The sequence below is a fragment of the Algoriphagus sp. PAP.12 genome (genome assembly GCF_026652115.1).
Classification (GTDB): domain Bacteria; phylum Bacteroidota; class Bacteroidia; order Cytophagales; family Cyclobacteriaceae; genus Algoriphagus.
On sequence record NZ_JAPPSQ010000002.1, the window covers coordinates 196,914 to 216,697 of the forward strand.

20 protein-coding genes are annotated in these 19,784 nt (G+C 38.2%); 4 read left to right on the top strand and 16 right to left on the bottom strand.

The window, feature by feature from the left end; translation table 11 throughout:
- Nucleotides 1-29: 29 nt before the first annotated feature.
- From O0V13_RS04255 to O0V13_RS04300, 10 genes are all read right to left on the bottom strand, one after another.
- Nucleotides 30-719 (bottom strand): glycosyltransferase family 2 protein, encoded by a 690-nt coding sequence (locus tag O0V13_RS04255; RefSeq protein WP_268033752.1) that lies wholly within the window; start codon nucleotides 717-719, stop codon nucleotides 30-32.
- A 1-nt stretch (nucleotide 720) separates the two neighbouring features.
- Nucleotides 721-2,193 (bottom strand): cellulose synthase family protein, encoded by a 1,473-nt coding sequence (locus tag O0V13_RS04260; protein ID WP_268033753.1) that lies wholly within the window; start codon nucleotides 2,191-2,193, stop codon nucleotides 721-723.
- Complete coding sequence (locus tag O0V13_RS04265; RefSeq protein ID WP_268033754.1) at nucleotides 2,186-3,730, bottom strand: 4Fe-4S binding protein; 1,545 nt, start codon at nucleotides 3,728-3,730, stop codon at nucleotides 2,186-2,188. The genes O0V13_RS04260 and O0V13_RS04265 overlap by 8 nt, the downstream gene beginning before the upstream one ends.
- Nucleotides 3,727-5,079 carry an NAD(P)/FAD-dependent oxidoreductase gene (locus O0V13_RS04270; protein WP_268033755.1) on the bottom strand — a complete coding sequence of 451 codons (1,353 nt, stop codon included), beginning with the start codon at nucleotides 5,077-5,079 and terminating at the stop codon, nucleotides 3,727-3,729. Before O0V13_RS04270 ends, O0V13_RS04265 begins: the two co-directional genes overlap by 4 nt.
- Nucleotides 5,080-5,105: 26 nt before the next feature.
- Nucleotides 5,106-5,891 carry a DUF547 domain-containing protein gene (locus O0V13_RS04275; RefSeq protein ID WP_268033756.1) on the bottom strand — a complete coding sequence of 262 codons (786 nt, stop codon included), beginning with the start codon at nucleotides 5,889-5,891 and terminating at the stop codon, nucleotides 5,106-5,108.
- A gap of 22 nt (nucleotides 5,892-5,913) precedes the next feature.
- Nucleotides 5,914-6,429 (bottom strand): rhodanese-like domain-containing protein, encoded by a 516-nt coding sequence (locus tag O0V13_RS04280; RefSeq protein ID WP_268033757.1) that lies wholly within the window; start codon nucleotides 6,427-6,429, stop codon nucleotides 5,914-5,916.
- 36 nt (nucleotides 6,430-6,465) lie between these two features.
- The gene (locus O0V13_RS04285; protein WP_268033758.1) at nucleotides 6,466-7,179 is read right to left on the bottom strand and encodes a Crp/Fnr family transcriptional regulator; all 714 of its coding nucleotides are present in this window, start codon (nucleotides 7,177-7,179) and stop codon (nucleotides 6,466-6,468) included.
- Nucleotides 7,180-7,248: 69 nt separating this feature from the next.
- On the bottom strand, nucleotides 7,249-7,632 hold the full coding sequence (locus O0V13_RS04290) for a type I restriction enzyme HsdR N-terminal domain-containing protein (protein WP_268033759.1): 384 nt from the start codon (nucleotides 7,630-7,632) through the stop codon (nucleotides 7,249-7,251).
- A 125-nt stretch (nucleotides 7,633-7,757) separates the two neighbouring features.
- On the bottom strand, nucleotides 7,758-8,045 hold the full coding sequence (locus tag O0V13_RS04295; protein ID WP_268033760.1) for a ComEA family DNA-binding protein: 288 nt from the start codon (nucleotides 8,043-8,045) through the stop codon (nucleotides 7,758-7,760).
- Between the two features lie 5 nt (nucleotides 8,046-8,050).
- Entirely contained in the window at nucleotides 8,051-8,317 is a 267-nt protein-coding gene (locus tag O0V13_RS04300; RefSeq protein ID WP_268033761.1) for a hypothetical protein, read from the bottom strand.
- A 282-nt stretch (nucleotides 8,318-8,599) separates the two neighbouring features.
- Here O0V13_RS04300 and hemA point away from each other — a divergent pair, with 282 nt between their 5' ends.
- On the top strand, nucleotides 8,600-9,868 hold the full coding sequence (gene hemA / locus O0V13_RS04305; protein ID WP_268033762.1) for a glutamyl-tRNA reductase: 1,269 nt from the start codon (nucleotides 8,600-8,602) through the stop codon (nucleotides 9,866-9,868).
- 82 nt (nucleotides 9,869-9,950) lie between these two features.
- Nucleotides 9,951-11,507 carry a WG repeat-containing protein gene (locus tag O0V13_RS04310; RefSeq protein ID WP_268033763.1) on the top strand — a complete coding sequence of 519 codons (1,557 nt, stop codon included), beginning with the start codon at nucleotides 9,951-9,953 and terminating at the stop codon, nucleotides 11,505-11,507.
- 39 nt (nucleotides 11,508-11,546) lie between these two features.
- On the opposite strand, the gene floA is transcribed toward O0V13_RS04310, so the two are convergent.
- The 3 genes from floA to proS all read right to left on the bottom strand — a co-directional run bounded on the left by floA (nucleotide 11,547) and on the right by proS (nucleotide 14,588).
- Nucleotides 11,547-12,551: a flotillin-like protein FloA gene (floA, locus tag O0V13_RS04315; RefSeq protein WP_268033764.1), complete on the bottom strand. Its 1,005-nt coding sequence runs from the start codon at nucleotides 12,549-12,551 to the stop codon at nucleotides 11,547-11,549.
- A 5-nt stretch (nucleotides 12,552-12,556) separates the two neighbouring features.
- A complete protein-coding gene (locus O0V13_RS04320) occupies nucleotides 12,557-13,015 on the bottom strand; it encodes an NfeD family protein (protein ID WP_268033765.1) in 459 nt (152 codons plus the stop codon).
- A 91-nt stretch (nucleotides 13,016-13,106) separates the two neighbouring features.
- A complete protein-coding gene (gene proS, locus O0V13_RS04325; protein WP_268033766.1) occupies nucleotides 13,107-14,588 on the bottom strand; it encodes a proline--tRNA ligase in 1,482 nt (493 codons plus the stop codon).
- A gap of 122 nt (nucleotides 14,589-14,710) precedes the next feature.
- On the opposite strand from proS, the gene O0V13_RS04330 reads away from it, so the two are divergent.
- Complete coding sequence (locus tag O0V13_RS04330; RefSeq protein ID WP_268033767.1) at nucleotides 14,711-16,030, top strand: hypothetical protein; 1,320 nt, start codon at nucleotides 14,711-14,713, stop codon at nucleotides 16,028-16,030.
- Between the two features lie 80 nt (nucleotides 16,031-16,110).
- Nucleotides 16,111-17,625, top strand: a complete 1,515-nt coding sequence (locus tag O0V13_RS04335) for an OmpP1/FadL family transporter (protein WP_268033768.1) — start codon at nucleotides 16,111-16,113, stop codon at nucleotides 17,623-17,625.
- On the opposite strand, the gene O0V13_RS04340 is transcribed toward O0V13_RS04335, so the two are convergent.
- From O0V13_RS04340 to O0V13_RS04350, 3 genes are read right to left on the bottom strand one after another with little or no spacing between them, the layout of a single operon-like run.
- A complete protein-coding gene (locus O0V13_RS04340) occupies nucleotides 17,615-18,142 on the bottom strand; it encodes a shikimate kinase (RefSeq protein WP_326492705.1) in 528 nt (175 codons plus the stop codon). The genes O0V13_RS04335 and O0V13_RS04340 overlap by 11 nt on opposite strands.
- On the bottom strand, nucleotides 18,142-19,239 hold the full coding sequence (locus tag O0V13_RS04345; protein ID WP_442780908.1) for a BT_3928 family protein: 1,098 nt from the start codon (nucleotides 19,237-19,239) through the stop codon (nucleotides 18,142-18,144). The genes O0V13_RS04340 and O0V13_RS04345 overlap by 1 nt, the downstream gene beginning before the upstream one ends.
- The gene (locus O0V13_RS04350; protein WP_268033769.1) at nucleotides 19,232-19,777 is read right to left on the bottom strand and encodes a DUF1599 domain-containing protein; all 546 of its coding nucleotides are present in this window, start codon (nucleotides 19,775-19,777) and stop codon (nucleotides 19,232-19,234) included. The genes O0V13_RS04345 and O0V13_RS04350 overlap by 8 nt, the downstream gene beginning before the upstream one ends.
- Nucleotides 19,778-19,784 lie beyond the last annotated feature (7 nt).

A 19,784-nucleotide genomic window follows, 5' to 3' on the forward strand; every position in this document is an offset into this window, starting at 1 on the left:
TTAGAAAATCGAGACTAAGGACGACAAATTTACCAATACTTGAAAATCGTCAAAATGATCTTATATCCAGCACCAAAAACACCTTTGACTGTTCCACTGACTTTGGACACACCGATGCGTTTTCTATAATTTACTGGGACTTCCAGGTATTTCATACCTGCTTGATGAGCTTTGATCTGCATTTCGATTGTCCAGCCATAATTTTGATCTACCATATTCAGGCTCAACAGTTTTGGCCAATCAATCGCTCTAAAAGGACCTAAATCAGAAAACTTGGCACCTTGTATGTATTTCATCATCGTGGTTGCCAACCAATTTCCAAAAACCTGAGGGACAGTCATGGACCCACTTTCTCTTTCTCCCAAAGCCCTGGAACCAATCACCATATCGGCTTTTCCTTCCAGAATAGGCTGAACCAAATCAGTCAATTCCTCTGGATAATCACTGTAATCCCCATCCAAGAAGACAACAATATCTGGATGTACCTCTTGATTTTTGATCCAATCCATTGCTGTCAAACAGGCCTTCCCATACCCTTTTTGTCCTTCAAACACCACTACTGCTCCTGCCTTTTCGGCAACCGCAGCTGTTTGATCGGTGGAATTATTGTTAGCCACTACTACATGCCTAACAAATTTGGGAATATCATGAATGACTTTTGGAATGGATTTCTCCTCATTGAATGCAGGAATAATGACGTCAATGATGGCTTGGGACATATTATCGGCCTAATGCGTAGGAATTAAATGAAGTGATAAATACAAGGGTGTAGCCAAATGCGAGCATCAGGTGGAAGGGTAAGAATAGATAGTTATGATGCAAAATCGCCAACACAACCATCGCTATAAATACAAGGGCCAAGAGACCTTCAAACCAAGTGGTTACAGGCATTTTAAATGTGAGATACAAATTGTTTTTCAGTTTGCTTTTCCCTCCTTCCAGATTGAATTTGGGAGTTCTGATAAAAGGTGATTTTTTACCTGTTAGCCCTTCCCATACAGCCTGGGCATTGTGGAGCCCCAGCCCCATGGAAACCGATAAGAAAATTGGTAATAGTACTATGGCTTCAAGCAAACTTTTGGATTTCTTTTCCTCTCGATAAACATAAGAAAACAGGTAAACCAAGGCAATGATGGCAAATCCAATCAAGAATATCCCCGCTATTTTCAGGCTTTCCCTTGGCAAGAGACCTTGATCTCCCATCCACCAAACACCCAAACTAGACAAGCTTACCAAAAGTACCGCAATAAATATGGTGCTATTGAATAGATGTGCCATTGCATGAAACTTCACTACGAAAGGGTGTTTTTCTCGAAGGACATTTCCGGCATGCTTGGCAGCGCATTCAGCTCCTCCTTTCGTCCATCGAAATTGCTGAGATTTGATCGCAGACATCACAGGTGGTAATTCGGCAGGAGATTCGATTTCAGGTCTATAAACGAATTCCCAGCCTTTTCTTTGCGCCCTATAGCTCAGGTCCAAGTCTTCAGTCAATGTGTCATCATGCCAGTTCCCTGCATCCAGAATACATTTTTTCCTCCAAACTCCTCCAGTCCCATTGAAATTGATGAATGCTCCCTGATGATTTCTTCCAGTTTGTTCGATCAAGAAATGAGCATCCAATGCAAATGCCTGAAGCCTCGTCAATAAGGAATATTTTTCATTCAAATGAGTCCATCTTGACTGGACCATACCGATATTATCACTTGAAAAATAAGGCAAAGTATGAAGTAGAAACTCAGGCTCCGGAATAAAATCCGCATCAAAAATTGCTATAAAATCTCCCGATGCTTTTTCTAAACCTTCACGCAAAGCCCCAGCTTTAAAACCCTGTCTATCAAACCTATGAATGTATTGAAAGTTGATATTTGGGAACTCTTTAATCTTTTCCTGAATGATCTGAACAGTTTCATCGGTACTGTCATCTAAAATCTGGATTTCCAGTTTATCAGTTGGATAATTCAATTTGGCTACAGACTCAATCAACCTCTCCACAACAAACAATTCATTGAAAATAGGTAGCTGGACTGTTACCATTGGGAAGTCGTTCTTCAGGAGTTTTAATTCTGATTTATTCCTCCTTGCTTTCAAAAAATGTAGCAATAAATGTCCTTGGGCTAGACTATACACAAAAATGAAAGTCATCCCTAGAAGATAAATTCCCAATAAAAGGTATGCGATAAATTCAGGCATTAATTTTCACAGAGTCATTTCCGATAATAATCGGTAATTCATTGATTCGACCTTCCTCTGGGCCATTTTCTAATTTCAAAACTCCTCTTGGGCAAACAGCTGAACAAACGCCACATCCCACACAAGAAGATCTGACAATATTTTGTCCTCTTTGGGCATACCATCTTACATCAATCCCCATTTCACAATAAGTAGAGCAATTTCCGCATGAAATACACTGTCCTCCATTGGTGGTGATTCTAAAACGGGATTTAAAGCGCTGTACTATTCCCAAATAAGCGGCCAAAGGACAACCAAATCGGCACCATACTCGATTTCCCATAAATGGATAAAATCCTGTTCCAACTACGCCCGCAAAGGCAGAACCGATAGCAAAACCATAAAAGGAATGTAATTGGTTGGTGGCCTCGCCTAATAGCCAGAAGTCAGAGAAGTAATTGGCAATGGTTAGGATTGTCATGACAACAGCCAAAACCAAGACTCCATTAATCAGATATCTTTCAATTTTCCAGGATTTGACACTTTTATCAGATAACTGGCGATAGGGATCACCTACTGTTTCTGCCAATCCCCCACAGCCACATACCCAAGAGCAGTACCATCTTTTCCCAAAGAAATAAGTAAAAACAGGTACTCCGATGATGATCAATAAAATACCCCAAATCAGCATAAACATCCCCACAGAACCACCAGACAAAAAGCTATCCAACTGATAGGAATAGAAAAAGTCATAATCCAAAGGCCAGATATTCTTGAAATCAAAATAGGGCTGGTTCAAAAGAACCAAAATTTCTGGAATCAAAAAGGCGAAGGCGGTTTGGAAAAACATAACCGAAGCCGTTCGAAGCTGCTGATACTTGTTTCCACGGTATTTTCTAAACATTCGAATCCCCATCACAATGATGGCCAGCGTATAGACAAAGCCATACAAAAACCACTGACTAGCAGGATTTCCGGAAAGTATCATGCTCAAGGGATCAACCATCGCAACCAAATTCACCAGGTAAGCAGGAAACCAATAAAGAATGACATAGAACAAAATCAAATAAGAACCAGTCAACATACCTAACCAGCCTCGATTCTTCATTTTAGAATGAAAAATCCCATTGTTTTTGATTCCTTCAGGTTCGTCCTTGTATTTGGGGAGGTTGTACAAAAGACCTCCCAAAACAGCCAAACCAATGGAAAGAAACATCCATAGCCAAGGATTATCCTTGACAGGACTTGACAATGCAGCTTTCCCCAAAGAAAAACTATAGTCATCCCAAATCACTTCATCCCATTTCGCTTCTGCTTTCAAAGCATCATTGTAAGTGCCAAATTCCTGATTAAATTCACTTAAAAACTGGAAATTGGAAGAATAAGACTGATCATAGATTGGAGTCAAAATCTCCAACATTTTCTCCTCATGAATATCCTTGGTATTGGCTGACACCATTTCCTGGCTCAATTTATAAGTTCCCAGGAAAGGAATAGCAGTAAAAACACCCAAACCGATCAAGAACAAAATCAGCCCAATTTTCTGAATCACTTTCATACGCTGGCTCCAAATAGTTTTTGAATAAACGACCTCTTTTCAGGCTTAAAACCTCCTCCATACTCCTTCAAAAATGCTTTTTGAATTTCAATATAAAACGGCGCAAAAAACTCAGGATCAAAATTGGCCTTCTCCAATTTGGAGATTACTTTTTGACCTGTCCATTTCTCTTTGATAGCCTTATCAAAAAATTCATGTCTGAGTCGGAAACCAAAATTATTTACTCCTACAATGTTGCCATTAGAATCCATCAACATTCTGAATGCAACTTTATTTGACCTATGTTCCCAGTAAAAACTTTGGAACTCATCCCCATCCCAATCAGCTGGAACGGTTCCATATGTTTGGTATTCCACATCCAAAAACTTAGCAGAATTAAACCAGACACCAGGTTGATAGTCTGTGGCTTGACCAGTCAAAGTTAAAGCCAAAGTTTCGCCATGCATTCTGCCTGTATACCAGACTTGCTCAATGTTTTTTCGGTCAGCTGCAGGCTTCTCCTTAAACTCAGCACAATCTCCGATTGAGTATACATCTGGGATATTGGTTTCAAATTTAGAGTTCACCACCACCCCACGATTCACTTCTAATTTCGAATTTCTCAGGAAGTCAACATTTGGTGTCACGCCAGCAGTTAAGCCTACAAACTCACAAGGAATTTCTTCTCCATGATTGGTTTTGATAGCCTTTACCTTACCGTTTCCATCATCATTTATTTCGACCAACTCGGTTTCCAATCTTAAATCGATATGATGTTCTCGGACATGCTTGCTGATCAATTCAGATTCTTCCTTAGGCAACACATTCCTCCAAAAGCCCTTTTCTCTAACCAAAAAAGTGACAGGAATCTTCTTATAAGCCAACATCTCAGCCATTTCAATTCCAATCAAACCTCCTCCAACTATCACTGCTCTTCTTACATCTTTGGTATTCTCTTCCATGAGCTCCAAATCCTGTTTGGAATATAAACCTTGGACGCCTTTCAATTCTTGACCTGGCCAACCAAACTTATTAGGTTTGGAACCAGTAGCAATCACCAATTGATCGTAGGTTAAGGTTTCACCAGATTGGAACTTGGCACTTTTCTGAGCAAAGTCAACAGACTCAATCCACTCTTCTATTAACTCAATTCGGTTTTTTCCCCAGAAAAAGTTCTCATACGGTTGTGTATGCTCAAATTTCATGTGTCCCATAAACACATACATCAAGGCTGTTCGGGAGAAAAAATACTTGCTCTCACCGGAAACCAAAGTGATCTTCACCGAAGAATCCCGTTTCCGAATGTGTCTGGCAAGTGTCACTCCTGCTATGCCATTACCGATGATAAGAATGTGTCTATTTGGGTCCATAAATCAAAAGAATCTTCAAATTAAGACTATTCGTTTAGACTCCAATTGTAATCCAGATAACTAACCTTGGCGTTTTTTGAAATTTGAATCTTGCTGTAACGATTCAAGAAATCGATGATTGAACCATCTTTTGTGAAATCCCCTGAAAACCAAGAAAAAATAGATGAAATTTCAACTTTATCTTTTTGAATTTTATTTCGGAGAGTATCATTAATGAATTTTACGGAAACCGATTCTAGTTGGGATTCCAATTGATCTGATGTAAATGCAAAAGGCTGTAAAGGAGGGCAAGAAATCGATGCACAATTGATCGCAAAATGGATTCTAGGCTCGTTAAATTCCTTTCTCAATATCCCATGCTCTATTTCATCCAAGCTAGTTTCGACACCTCCAATTTGAAAAAACTTATAGTGCCAGACATCATTAACCAGTGGAATTTTCAGTTTTGGTCCAAGATCCCGAATACTTTCCACAGGATAATGATCTACAATCAATTTGACGGTAAAAGCATTGTAGGCATTGATCCAATAAGCCAACTGCTCTTCTTTCGACCAAGTTTTCCGATCAGGAGCATGAGTTGACAAAAGATCAAGATAGGTTTCCAATTGACTTTTGTCCTTGACAAAGCCTTTGTAATCCACCATTCCATTAGATTTGACATGTTTTTCGAGCAATTGATTCCAAAGTTCATGACTTGGTGGAGTACTTCCTTCTTTACCCAAAGATGAATTGCCACATGCAAATAACACGAGTGAAAAAGCAAGGAGAATAAATGACTTAAGTGGAGAAAAAGATGCTTTTGAAAAATTCATTCTATGAAATTATAGCTTTTAATCAATAAACTTTTTCTCCTTTTTTCAACCAAATACCCCAAGATTGAGAATAGGTATGCACTTGGTTGGTCATGGAACTTTCATTGAATACTGGATGATTTTCATTGACCCAATGGATGATTCCGCCATAGAGATTGTAGACTTGAAAACCTTCCTTTTGAAGTTTTTGCCCTATTTCTTGAGACCGAGCTCCAACTGTACAATAGACTAAAACTGGTTTGTTTTTATCCAACTCTTCAACATCAAACTCAGGGAATGAATTGAATCCAGCCCAATGTGCTCCTTCAATATGACTCACCTCATATTCCTCCTTTTCTCTGGTATCTAAGATTTGAAAATTATCTAAGCTTTTCAATTCACCTGGTTTCAAAACAGGAAACTCTTCGTCATAAAGGACTGACAACAAGGATTTGTAAGCTACAGACTGACCGTAAACCTCATTGGAAAGAAAGAATACGAAGAATAGACCTAGCAAGGGGAATCGCAAGGCAGAAATGATTCTTTTGGGTGATATCATGATGGTAGAACTTGAAAACCTACCTTAGGGTTCTGATTAAGCGTAAAAATCAGAAAGTCGGGCTAATCCACGCTTGTCCTTAATGATGATTTTCTTTCCTTCAAATTCGATCAAATCATCTTTTTTGAATTCAGAAAGTAGGCGAATCACTGATTCAGTTGCAGTACCAACAATACCCGCAATCTCCTCTCTACTCAAAATCAAGTCAATTTTCTGGCTTTCTCCTCCTTCTACACCATAGCAACTAGCCAAATGAAGTAGTACATAAGCCAATCTTTCTCTAACACTTTTCTGTGTAGCGTCGGTCAATTTCTCTTCCATCACTCCTAACTCATGACTCAATTCTTTGGTTACTCTTTTAAAAAATTCAGAATTTGTCATCAATGTCTTTAAGAATGCCTCTTTTGGAATAAAACAAATTTTGGCATCCTCTACAATCATGGCAGAATTGGTATAATTTTCTTCTCCCAACAATGCCGCATATCCCAAAAAGTCCCCCTTCTGAGCTAAATGGACAATTTGTTCTTTGCCATTAGAGGCAGTTTTATAGACTTTAACCACACCTGAATTAATACAAAAAATACCCAATGGCTTGGTTCCTTCGTAATACAGGATTTGTCCTTTTCTATGCGAAATAAGATTCTTATGATCAGAAATAGTGCAGATCTGGGTGTCTGTCAATCCTGACATCATCGAAAATTTGCGACTAGCGCAAAGTTCGCATGGAGTATTATGTGGAGAACTGGACATGCTAAGTAGGTATGATTATTCGGTGATTGAAGATAAAAAATGACTGATTAATATCATAAAACATTGGAATCAATTTGGTATTGGAGGGAAGCTTTTTATTTGTTCAAACCTCTTTTCATCTAAAATCCATTGCAAACATAAATGGTTCATTCCATTCGATAATATTAAATATTCAGATTGAAGTTGACTATGATATAAACACGCTTGCTCCACCGTTTTTTGTGACAAAGGAATTTTTGGGGCTTTACATTCAATTAATAGATGAACCTCGCCGGATGTATTATAAACCAATAAATCGGTTCTTTTCTGCAACTGATTGTATTTCAATCCTTTTTCCAAGGAAAGAAGTCCCTTTGGATAATTTTGCTCTTTGATCAAAAATGAAATCCAATGCTGCCTTACCCATTCTTCTGGGGTTAAAACAAGATCTTTTTTTCGAAGAGAATCAAACACCCATAGTTTCCCTTCTTTCTGAGAAAGCCTGGGTTCAATATCAGGAAGATTAAGTTTGGGCAATTTTATTCCTTCTCCATGAGGTATCATCCCTCAAATATCTAATGAATTTGAATAAATAAGGTCTAAAAATCGAGATATGGTGAAATTTTATTTATCCAATCTGGGGTAAATATTTTCACGTTCAATAAATCATCGGCATTTGTATACTTTCCATGCTGATTTCTATATGCGACAATAACTTTAGCTTCTCCATAACCGATATAGGGATGTTTTGCAAGTTCACTCACATCCCATTCATTGATTTGTACTTTCTTCAATATCCCACTTTCAAAATCGAAATATTCCCAAATTCCCTTAGCAACTTCTTCTTTTAACCCATAAACATCCTGAAGCTGATTTTTGGAATGCATACCGCCTAAAGATACTTGATAATTCTGGACGCCATTGCTGGACCTATACCAGGAACAATTTGAAGTGTAATAGAATCAGCTTCCGAAAAAGGAATCCTTTTCAAAGAACTTTGGTTAATGGGTGGAGCAGTATCTAAAGGTGCTTGAATCGGCATTGGAGATTTCACAAATTCAAATCCTACTTGATCCAGAGAATCTATTAACATTTGAATTTCACCACTTTGAGCTACCCGAGATTTCGCATTGATCTTTTGAATCAACTGTGGAATCATAGCGAGAATTAAAAGGACAGGAATCAGTAGAACAAAACCTTTAGACTCCTAATTTGTAAAGCCCAGATACTGTTTGAGTTGGTAAAAAAATCTACGGTACATAAGCAAAAGCTAATAGATAAAATCAATAACTGATAATTTAAGAATATTGGACTTGAATAACAATTTTCAAGACCTTTGTAAAAACAGTTATTTAGACATATTCTAAATTCATATTAAGCTTATATAAAAACAGGCATTAGAGTACATTGTCTGTTAAATTTGCGTTGCAAGACTAAATCTATGCAGAATAAGTTTAGAGCCTTAAGTTTATCCCACAAGACTGCTCCCGTTCAAATCCGGGAATTGATTGCGCTAGATGATCAATCAATTCATAGCATCCTATTGAAGCTAAAAGAGTTTTTTAGCCTTCAAGATGCACTCATTCTATCTACCTGTAATAGAACTGAGGTGTACTATAGTCATGAATTGGAACTGAGTACTGAAATCATCAAATTGATCGGATTGGAAAAGGGAATGATGGATGTAGTGAACTACATTGATTATTTTGAGATTTTCAGTGAAGATCATTCTGCCATTAACCATCTTTTCAGAGTATCCATGGGATTGGAAGCTCAAGTGGTTGGAGATATCCAAATTTCAAATCAGGTAAAAAGAGCTTATCAAGCTTCTGCTGATTTGGACATGGCTGGTCCATTTTTGCATCGACTGATGCACACGGTCTTCTTCACCAATAAAAGAATCGTTCAAGAAACTGCATTTAGGGATGGAGCCGCTTCATTATCGTATGCATCTATTGAATTAATAGAAAGTTTGACCTCAAACACCTATCAACCAAGAATTCTGTTGATTGGCGTAGGAGAAATAGGTGAAGATGTAGCCAAAAACATGGTCTATCTTCCTGAGGCGAAAGTCAAAATTACCAATAGAACACAATCTAAGGCTGAAGCAATCGCAGCAGAGCTTGGATTTGAGGTAGTTCCTTTTGAAAATTGTTTCGAAGCTATGCAGGAAGCTGATGTGATTGTCAGTTCCATTCATAGATCTGAGCCATTTATTACCAAGAAAATGGTTAGTCAATTTGAGATCCAATCCTACAAGCTATTAGTTGATCTTTCTGTACCAAGATCCATTGAAACCACTGTTGAGGATGTTCCAGGAGTGATTCTCTACAATGTGGACAATATTAAGAGCAAAGCTTCTGAAGCATTGGAAAAAAGATTGGCTTCAGTTCCTCAAGTAGAAACTATCATTGAAGAAACCATACATGAATTTTCCAGCTGGAAAAAAGAAATGATGGTCTCTCCTACTATCAATAAGCTAAAGCAATCCTTAGAGCAAATCCGTCAGGAGGAGTTGGCTAGATTCTTAAAGAATTCAACAGCTGAAGAATTTGCTGTGGTAGACAAAATCACCAAAAGCATGATGCAAAAGGTATTGAAAGTACCGGTTGTTCAACTTAAAGCTGCTTGCAAAAGAGATGAAGCCGAGGAAATGATAGAGTTTATCTCGGATCTTTTTGACTTAGATAGGGTTCAAGAAGAAAAATAAGGGCAAATCAAAACATTTTTAATGCCCAAAAGGGGAATTCCTCTTTTGGGCATTTTATATTCGGGCTTTAATAAGATTATCGATGTTTCGAAAAAGCCCATTATTAGTACTGTTCTTTACTATTTCTTCCCTTCTCCAAGCCCAAACCTATGAGGTCTATGATTATGACATGAATCTCAAAACTCGGTTGGTTTATAAATCAATCGCACTTTTGAGTGAGTCTGTCAAGATTGGAAGTAATGAAGAAGGATTATTTCTCCTTTCCAATGATTTTAAGCCTGCTGTTAATTTAGAAGGCGATGAGATTTATCAATTTTTAGAGCCATGGATATTAATAAAAGGTCCGAACGGAATCGGAGCTTTTCACGAATACGGGCAAAAGGTTTTAGATCTTGAGTATGATGAGATTGAAACCTATTTCAATTTTCTTTTGGCAAGAAAAGACAATGAATATTGGTTATACAAAAGAGGAAAAGGTACCACAACTTACCTCGGAGAATTGGAATCAGCTGAGATCACGAATGTCGGTCAAATCATAGCTAAGCGAAACAACGAATATTTTCTTCCTTTGGGAGAAAACCCTGACGAAACTTTCGAATATCTGGAAGGAAATGAAGGAGAATACATTTTGGTTAAAACGCCAACAGGTTTTGGCTTAATCAATATGGAAGGAAAGATCGTACTGGATCCTGTCATTTCAGAACTCGAACATAATCGAGGTAATTTTTATTATGGGTTTGATCAAGACCAGTATCTATTGATCGAAGGAGATCCTATTAGGGCCAATATCCGCTATAACTCATTTCATAAAATCACTTTTGAAAATGACTTGATGCTGGAATACATCCATGGCAAACTCAGAAGAGTCATGGAGGAGGACGGAATTTTATTGGATGCTGTAGGAATGACAGAAGTCAATCTTATGGAGAGAGATCTATATCAGATAAAATTCAGAGATGGCAAACTGGGACTTTTAGGTAAAAAGGGATGGATTGTCCAACCAACGGATAGTTTGGAGTGGATCAACAATGGAAATGAAGGCTATTTCGCAGCAAAGAAAAATGGAGCTTTCGGCTATGTGAATAAAGACGGAAGTTGGCTAATTACTCCCTCTTTCCAGGAGGCAGGACCTTTTTCTGAAAACTTCGCAAGCATCAAATCAGGTCTTTATTCTGGACTCATTAATTCCAATGGCCAAATGGTATTGAGTCCAGAATGGGATGAAATCAAAGCATTTCAAAACGGTTGGGGAGTTGGAAAGAAAGACAATAAACTTTTCCTCATCAATGCTTCAGGGGAAATCAAAAACCCAGAAGGATACACTAAGGTATGCAGAACAGAATCTGGTCAATTTCTGGTGGAATCCAATGAAAAAGTCGGACTCTTAAGTTCTAATGGTGACATCATCCTCAATCCTGAATATGACTTCTTAAAACATGAAAGAAGCAATTGGGTGTTGGCCATCAAAGACAGCAAGAGCGGTTTGATTCAGGAAGATGGAGAGGTTATCATTCCCTTTGATTACGAAGAAATCATTGTAGATAATCAAAACCGTCAAATCTTAGTAAAAAGCAATTATGAACCTGTTTTGGTCATCGAACCAGAACCAGAAGGAAAGAAAAAGAAAAGGGGCCAATAATGATGTGCCCCTTTTTTATTTTTCCAACTATGTCGCCTTTTACTTCTTATCACTTTTTCCTTTGGAATCACTATCAGAATCAGATTTAGCGATAGAATCCCTCATGGATGTATCAGATTTAATGTTTTCCATTCTATAATAATCCATCACCCCTAATTGACCAGATCGGAAAGCTTCTGCTAGTGCTTTAGGAACTTCTGCTTCTGCTTCTACTACTTTCGCACGCATTTCCACATTCTTCGCTTTCATTTCCTGCTCCAAAGCAACCGCCATTGCTCTTCTTTCCTCAGCTTTTGCTTCAGCTACCTTCAAATCAGCTGATGCCTGATCAATTTGTAACTTCGCACCGATGTTGGTTCCGACATCAATATCAGCAATATCAATAGAAAGGATTTCGAAAGCTGTACCAGCATCCAAACCTCTTTGCAACACCAGTTTAGATATTTTATCAGGGTTTTCTAAAACGCTTTTATGTGTATCTGCTGAACCGATTGAAGTCACAATCCCTTCCCCTACTCTAGCCAAAATAGTATCTTCTCCGGCACCACCTACCAATTGGGCAATGTTTGCTCTAACCGTTACTCTTGCTTTTGCTACCAACTGAATCCCATCTGCAGCAACTGCCGCAACACTTGGAGTATTGATTACTTTTGGATTTACAGAAATCTGAACTGCCTCAAACACATCTCTTCCTGCCAAATCAATTGCTGTGGCTTGTTTAAAGGACAAACTAATATTGGCTTTATCGGCAGAAATCAAAGCTCGAATAACATTGGGAACGTTACCACCTGCCAAGTAGTGAGTTTCCAATTCATTGGTCGTCAAGTTCAAACCTGCCTTCGTAGCAGTGATCATGGAATTAACAATTACACTAGGAGGAACTTTCCTTATTCTCATCCCTATTAATTCACCTATTCCAACACGAACATTGGCAAATTGAGCGGTGATCCAGAGATTAACTGGAACAAAATAAAGGAAGATGAAAAGTAATACGATTCCTGCAAACGCAGCAACCAGAATGAACATTGAGCTAGATGGGTCCATAAAACTTATTTAACTAAAATTTGATTATTTTCTACTTTGGTTATAGTGATATCCGAATCTACTGAAATAAAACCAGACTCTGATTTGACTTCATAAATTGATTCTCCAAAAGATGCCTTTCCTATTGGTTTAATATCTGAAATTGCCTTACCGAGCATTCCAGCTTCAAGACCTGCTGTTCTTCCATCAAAAGTCCCTCCCTGAAGTGAAGATTTTAAAGATAGCTTTTGCCAAACTCCAGATTGAAAACTATAAACAACTGCAGCAACATTTAAGACTGCCGCAATGGCTGTAATCCACCAGGCAACATTAGTAGGGAAAGTCAAAAAAGCATAAGCCACACCGGCAAGGCTAATTACCAATCCTAAAACACCCACAATAGTGGTTCCGGGAATAAATAAGGTCTCTGCCATTAAAAGAACCAGACCGATCACCAGTAAGCTTGCTAATATTAGAATCGTCATTTGGGTTTGTGTTTAGATTCCTAAAATACGAGAAACCTAGGAACCATGGATAATAGAAATAAAAAAACCCTGATTTCTCAGGGTTTAAATTTTAATATGCTTTTGCAAAATATACTCGGCCTTTGGAAGCTTTGCCTGTCAAAATACAAGTTCCGTCTTCTTCTTTTTGATCCAAAGGAATACAACGGATAGTAGCCTTGGTCAATTCTTTGATTTTATCTTCTGTCTCTGAAGTTCCATCCCAGTGCGCTGAAACAAACCCACCTTTATTTTCTAGAACATTCTGGAACTCTTCCCAAGTGTTTACCTCGGTAGTTTTTTCAGTTCTGAAGTTTAATGCTTTGTCATAAATTCCTTGTTGAATTTCATCCAGTAATCTTGGAATCATTACTTCAATTGGCTCGGAAGCAAGGTCAAAGCTTGATTTGGTCAAGTTGTCTCTTCTAGCCAATTCAATTGTTCCATTTTCCAAATCTCTAGGACCTATAGCAATTCTCAATGGAACTCCTTTCAATTCATATTCGGCAAATTTCCAACCTGGCTTATGAGTATCTCTATCATCAAATTTGACAGAAACACCAACTTTTCTAAGAGCCGCCATCATTTCATGAGCTTTCTCAGAAATAGCATTCAATTGCTCTTCACCTTTATATATAGGGACAATCACTACTTGAATTGGAGCCAATTTTGGAGGAAGGACCAAACCATTATCATCAGAATGTGCCATGATCAATGCTCCCATCAATCGTGTACTCACACCCCAAGAAGTACCCCACACGTGGTCCAAACCACCTTCTTTGGTTGCAAACTTTACATCAAAAGCCTTTGCAAAATTTTGTCCCAAGAAGTGAGAAGTTCCAGCCTGCAGAGCTTTCCCATCTTGCATCATAGCCTCAATACAAAATGTTTCATCAGCCCCAGCGAAACGTTCGTTTTCAGTTTTTCTTCCTTTCACAACAGGTACTGCCATGAATTCCTCTGCAAACTGCGCATAGACATTCATCATCTGAACCGTTTCAGCCATTGCTTCTTCTTTGGAAGCATGGGCCGTATGTCCTTCTTGCCATAGAAATTCGGCAGTACGAAGGAAAAGTCGGGTTCTCATTTCCCATCTTACCACATTCGCCCACTGGTTTACCAGCAAAGGCAAATCTCTATAAGACTGAATCCAATTTTTATAGGTACTCCAGATAACCGTTTCAGAAGTAGGACGAACAATCAGTTCTTCTTCCAATTTTGCTTCTGGGTCAACAATCACTCCTGAACCATCTTCGGCATTTTTCAACCTGTAGTGTGTTACTACCGCACATTCTTTCGCAAAGCCTTCTACATGAGAGGCCTCCTTACTGAGATAGGACTTGGGGATGAATAGCGGAAAATATGCATTCGTATGACCAGTTTCTTTGAACATTCGGTCAAGTTCAGCCTGCATTTTTTCCCAAATGGAATAACCGTAAGGTTTGATTACCATACAGCCTCTGACTGCAGAGTTTTCTGCCAAATCAGCTTTTTTTACCAACTCATTGTACCAAAGAGAGTAATCCTCACTTCGCTTAGGTAGTCCTTTACTCATTCTATTTTGATTGAATATGAAATGTCTTTATTTTTACTAAATTAAGCGTGGCAAATATAAGGTAAAAATATAACCCTACACCCCGAACAACGTATAACTAAGTAACAACTCAAACTTCAACCATGAAGAAATTATCCGTATTACTTACACCAGCAGTCCTAGGAACACTTGTTCTTGCTTCGTGTAGCTCTTCACAGCTAGCTACAAATGGAGCGAGTGACAATATGTATTTCATGGCTTCTGATGCAAAACTATCTACTGAATACGCTGTACAGAACAACAAACCAGAAACATTTCAAGAATTCAATTCTTTGAATGATGTTCCTGAAGAAAGTTTTTCCAGCAGAAATGTCAATCCTGATTATATCTCCCGATATCAAGCGGACACAGAGGAAACAGGAGATGAAGTAGTTTACTTCGATGAAACTGCTGCAGTTTCTGAGGGTGAGCCAGACATTGATGTTTACAACAATTATTATGTTGGAAATTCAGGAAACAGTTCTTGGGCTAATCCTTCATTTGCTTTCAATATGGGATTCATGTATGGCTTTAACCCTTGGGGATTTGGCTATTATGATCCATTTTATGGACCAAGTTGGGGTTATAGACCAGGTTTCAGCATGAGCATTGGCTTAGGTTGGGGATTTGGTTATGGTTTTGGTTCACCATTCTTCAGGCCAGGTTTTGGTTTCGGAGGATTCTACCCTAGCTATGCTTGGGGAGGAGGATATTATGGTGGAGGATATTATGGTGGATATTATCCAGGTTATGGATTCCCAGGTGGTCCGGTTTATGTCTTACCAGGTGGTGAATATGGAGACAGAAGAGTAGTTAGAGGATCTAGACCTACAAGAGGAGCAACGCTTGCCACTGCTGGAAATAGAGCTGTTGCTAATGCTGCATTGCCAAATACTGCAAGAGCTCAAGCAAGGAGAGATGTTATGAATAACAATAGAAGTATTGTTTCTTCTGACAGAGCTAGAACAAGTTCAAGAGATTTTGGAACCAGTCAAAATGATTACTACAATTCCAATAGGTCCAGAATTGCATCCACGAGAAATTCTAGAACAACTAATTCTGCAGCTATGGACAGATCTTCCTCTGTAAGATCAAGAAGTGCAATGCCATCAGCGAGACCTAGTACTAGATCAATTGGAACTTCAAATAGAGGAGTAAATACAAGAAGTATGGATGCTTATAGAAGATCAACTACTTCAAATCCTTCTTATAGAAGAACTACTACTCCATCTTATAATAGAAGTACGATGCCTGGCAGAACATCCAGCCCAAGCTACAACAGAAGCAATACACCTACAAATCGAACATATACACCATCTAGAAGTTCTTCAGGCAGCATGAGTATGCCAAGTAGAAGCTCTTCGGGAGGTGGAGGGTCCAGAGGCTCAGTCTCATCCGGATCCAGAGGAGGAAGGGGGAATTAATATCCCCCCTTTTTTTTGCCAAAAATTAACCAATCGGCCTTTTCTTATCGTTATAATAGGCAATCAAATGTTATTAATTAATGAAGATTAAAACTTCAATTTTATTACTATCGAGTATTCTTACTGCTCAAGTGGCTTATTCCCAAAGTGGATATTATGAAGATGCTTTAAGGTTTAGCCAAAACATGCCAGCCGGATCAGCTCGAATAATGGGTATTGGAGGCACTCAATGGTCTTTAGGTGGAGATGTCTCAAATATCGCTGGTAATCCAGCTGGATTGGGTTTCTTTAGAAACTCGGAAGCCAGTATTACATTGGGTTATTCTGACTGGGGTGTAGACACATATTATCTTGGCCAAGCCAAATCATATAATACTTCCAATTTCAACCTTCCTAACCTTTCTGTTGTCTTTGCAAATCCTAAAGGAGAGTTTGAAAGAGGAGCTTTTAAAGGAGGTTCATTTGGGATCAGCATCCAAAGAATTGCCAACTTCAATACTGAATATGGATTTTACTCCGATCAACTTGGAGAAACTTCAATCATAGACTTTTACCTTCAGGATGCCTTCGGAATCCCTGAATCTCAAATAGAATCATTCGGGTTGACAGGTTTGGGTTATTTAACCTATCAAATTAACCCAGTTGCCTTTGATGAAAATGGAAACCCAATAAATAACCCTGACACTTATGATTCCTTTGTAACTGGATATCCTTTTCAGGATGAAAATGTAACTCAGGAAGGTTCTGCTAGCCAAATGACATTCTCCTATGGAGGCAATTTCAATCATAAGTTCTTTATTGGAGGATCTATTGGAATTCGTTCTTTGAGTTTTTCTTCTTTGAAAGAATACAACGAGGAATTTCCCGATGGTCCATTAATCAATTCTACCATCAGAGAAAGTTTATATATTAATGGCACTGGCTTCAATGTGAATATGGGCTTGATCTATAAGCCTATTGATTATGTCAATTTGGGTTTCAATTTCCAAAGTCCAACCTGGTATATGTTAAACGAGGAGTATGAGGCCTCTATGTTTGCGAATTATGACAATTATTACTTCGAGGAAGAAGACATTACTTTAGGAAATGTCAGTGCAACTTCCGATTATATTTTAGGGCGATATAACCTTAATTCTCCATTAAAAATCGGAGGTGGAGCCACATTCTTTTTAGGAAAAAATGGATTTATATCTGCTGATGTGGATTGGGTTGATTATAGTGCAGCTCGTTTAAGCTCACGCGACTTCGACGAAGGCCCAGACAATCAAGCCATCAATAACTTATATGGTAGTACGATTAATTTTAGGGTTGGAGCTGAAGCCAGATTGAACCTTTTTAGACTTCGTGCGGGATATGCCCATTTTGGAGACCCTTATACTAATTCTGATTTTGATAGAACCACACAGCAAATTAGCGGTGGTATTGGCGTGAAATTGAATAATTTCTCTATGGACTTTGCTTTAGTCAATCAGAAATACAATGGGCTTTACAGCTCTTATCAAGTATTAGATAATCAAAACAATAATATTGGTCCAGTTACAGAATTGGACAATTCAATAATTAATGGAGTTCTAACGCTTGGGCTTAGTTTCTAAGCCTGTGAATTAACTCAGATACCAAAAGCTCAGTGGAAAAATCAGATCCGCTGAGCTTTATTTTTGACTGGTTGTAATAGGATTCTCTATCAGCTTGAAGGCTTTTCAATTTCAGGATAATTTCCCCTCCTCCCATTCCTTGAAACATGGGTCTATTTTGAATTTTAGTTCCTACCAACCTTTGAGAGATATCTTCTAAAGGAACATCAAGGTAAACAGAAACCGCTTTCTCATTAATTCGGTCCATATTGTCATTGAAGCAAGGACAACCTCCTCCAGATGCCAATACAAAGGACCTATCCCAACTCAAAACCTGTTCTAGGGCTTCAGTCTCCATTTCCCTGAATTTCCCCTCCCCCATTTTTGAAAAAATATCTGGGATTTTCATCTGCTCTTTCTGCTCAATCTGAGTGTCCAGATCATAAAATGGAAAGTCTAAAGCCTGAGCCAATTGTTTGCCAAATGTACTTTTCCCTGAGCCTGGAAGGCCTACTAGGACAACTTTTAGAAATTCCATTATTGAATAAAATAGTCTAAAACTTGAGATGCTTCAGGTGTATTGTTGTGATGGAATTTGGCTAGAACAGTTCCATCTTTTAAAAGCATTAGGCCCGGATTAGAACGAATCATAGTCTTTACAACAGTTGCATCGGCTTGTACAGCCAAAATATCCCAGCCTCTTGAGGTCAAAAGATTATTTATTTCTTCTTCAGAAGCAGCTGCAGCCAAAACCACTTGAATTGGAGAATTAGATAAACTTTGAATCAATGCATCGATTTCATCCAAATTTGCATCACTCATTTTGGAATAATTACTCACTAAAACCACCAATTTGTTCCCCACAAACATCTCTTCAGAATAATCACCATCATTGTTCCAAACTGCAAAATCAGAGATTTTAGGTAGGTTCTCAGGATTCTTCAAATTCATCTCCACAAATTCATAGCTTTTATCTGTAGGGTATTGATCCAAAATTATCTCTTGCCCATCTTTTTTCATCACATAAGAATATTGCAATGGAGCAGATGGCTGCATATTCTCAGGAATATTCACTCCAACTTTATAAGCTCTAAAATCAATGAATGGCAAATTTCTAATTGCTGTAATAGAAAGAACAAAAGATAAAATACCAATGACCGTTACCACCCTTTTTGCCCAAGAAGGAGATGATTCAGGAAGAAATTTTCTTAATGCAAAAATCCCCGCAATCATGACCATCAAAATCACATCTTTATAAAAGGATTCCCATGGGGTCAATTTGATCGCATCTCCAAAGCAACCACAATCAGTCACTTTATTAAAATATGCAGAATAGAAGGTAAGGAAGGTGAAAAACAAAATCATCAGACCTAAAGCCCAAACAGTGAATTTGGACCTAACTCCAAGAATAAGCATTACTCCTAAAACCACTTCAACTACCACTAGAAATACCCCGATATAAAGAGCAAAAGGCTTGAGGTAATAAAAGAATCCCGCAATATCATTGGAAAATACATCGAAGTATTCTTCCAGTTTAATAGCCGTTCCAACTGGGTCATTTACTTTGATTAACCCAGAAAAAATAAAAAGACCTCCAACTAGAAGTCTCAAAATCCATAGTAATGCTTTACCCATGATATCCTAGCTTGATTAGACAGAAAACAGAATAATTGATCATATCTTGATAGTTGGCTTCGATCCCTTCCGAAACCAAAGTCTGACCTTCATTATCTTCAATTTGCTTAACTCTCAGTAATTTCATCAAAATGATGTCAGTCATTGAACTCACTCTCATTTCTCTCCAAGCTTCGCCATAATCGTGATTCTTGTTTTCTAACAGTCCCTTTGTATCACTCACCCATTTATCATAAACAGGCTCCAAATCATCAAAAGGGATTTCCATCCTTTCATCTTTTGAAAAACTAATCTGTAACAAGGCAATTAGGCAATAGTTGATGATACCAACGAATTCATCAACTATTGGGTCTCCAACTTTTTGATTTCCTTTCTCTTGAATGGATCGAATTCGTTGCGCCTTGATAAAAATCTGGTCTGTAATGGATGATAATCTTAAAATCCTCCATGCTGTACCATAATCTATAGTTTTCTTGCGAAATAGTTCTTTACAACGGGCAATAACTTGCGTATATTCGTTACTGGTTTTCGTTTCCAATCTTAGT

What these genes read in the sequence shown, in the direction of transcription:
- O0V13_RS04280 (WP_268033757.1), bottom strand. Translation starts at nt 6,429, where the DNA reads ATGATATCACCCAAAAGAATCATTTCTGCCTTGCGATTCCCCTTGCTA.
- O0V13_RS04345 (WP_442780908.1), bottom strand. Translation starts at nt 19,239, where the DNA reads ATGGGTAAAGCATTACTATGGATTTTGAGACTTCTAGTTGGAGGTCTT.
- O0V13_RS04285 (WP_268033758.1), bottom strand. Translation starts at nt 7,179, where the DNA reads ATGTCCAGTTCTCCACATAATACTCCATGCGAACTTTGCGCTAGTCGC.
- O0V13_RS04310 (WP_268033763.1), top strand. Translation starts at nt 9,951, where the DNA reads ATGTTTCGAAAAAGCCCATTATTAGTACTGTTCTTTACTATTTCTTCC.
- O0V13_RS04275 (WP_268033756.1), bottom strand. Translation starts at nt 5,891, where the DNA reads ATGAATTTTTCAAAAGCATCTTTTTCTCCACTTAAGTCATTTATTCTC.
- O0V13_RS04300 (WP_268033761.1), bottom strand. Translation starts at nt 8,317, where the DNA reads ATGATTCCACAGTTGATTCAAAAGATCAATGCGAAATCTCGGGTAGCT.
- proS (WP_268033766.1), bottom strand. Translation starts at nt 14,588, where the DNA reads ATGAGTAAAGGACTACCTAAGCGAAGTGAGGATTACTCTCTTTGGTAC.
- floA (WP_268033764.1), bottom strand. Translation starts at nt 12,551, where the DNA reads ATGGACCCATCTAGCTCAATGTTCATTCTGGTTGCTGCGTTTGCAGGA.
- O0V13_RS04265 (WP_268033754.1), bottom strand. Translation starts at nt 3,730, where the DNA reads ATGAAAGTGATTCAGAAAATTGGGCTGATTTTGTTCTTGATCGGTTTG.
- hemA (WP_268033762.1), top strand. Translation starts at nt 8,600, where the DNA reads ATGCAGAATAAGTTTAGAGCCTTAAGTTTATCCCACAAGACTGCTCCC.
- O0V13_RS04320 (WP_268033765.1), bottom strand. Translation starts at nt 13,015, where the DNA reads ATGACGATTCTAATATTAGCAAGCTTACTGGTGATCGGTCTGGTTCTT.
- O0V13_RS04260 (WP_268033753.1), bottom strand. Translation starts at nt 2,193, where the DNA reads ATGCCTGAATTTATCGCATACCTTTTATTGGGAATTTATCTTCTAGGG.
- O0V13_RS04330 (WP_268033767.1), top strand. Translation starts at nt 14,711, where the DNA reads ATGAAGAAATTATCCGTATTACTTACACCAGCAGTCCTAGGAACACTT.
- O0V13_RS04295 (WP_268033760.1), bottom strand. Translation starts at nt 8,045, where the DNA reads ATGCATTCCAAAAATCAGCTTCAGGATGTTTATGGGTTAAAAGAAGAA.
- O0V13_RS04335 (WP_268033768.1), top strand. Translation starts at nt 16,111, where the DNA reads ATGAAGATTAAAACTTCAATTTTATTACTATCGAGTATTCTTACTGCT.
- O0V13_RS04270 (WP_268033755.1), bottom strand. Translation starts at nt 5,079, where the DNA reads ATGGACCCAAATAGACACATTCTTATCATCGGTAATGGCATAGCAGGA.
- O0V13_RS04255 (WP_268033752.1), bottom strand. Translation starts at nt 719, where the DNA reads ATGTCCCAAGCCATCATTGACGTCATTATTCCTGCATTCAATGAGGAG.
- O0V13_RS04340 (WP_326492705.1), bottom strand. Translation starts at nt 18,142, where the DNA reads ATGGAATTTCTAAAAGTTGTCCTAGTAGGCCTTCCAGGCTCAGGGAAA.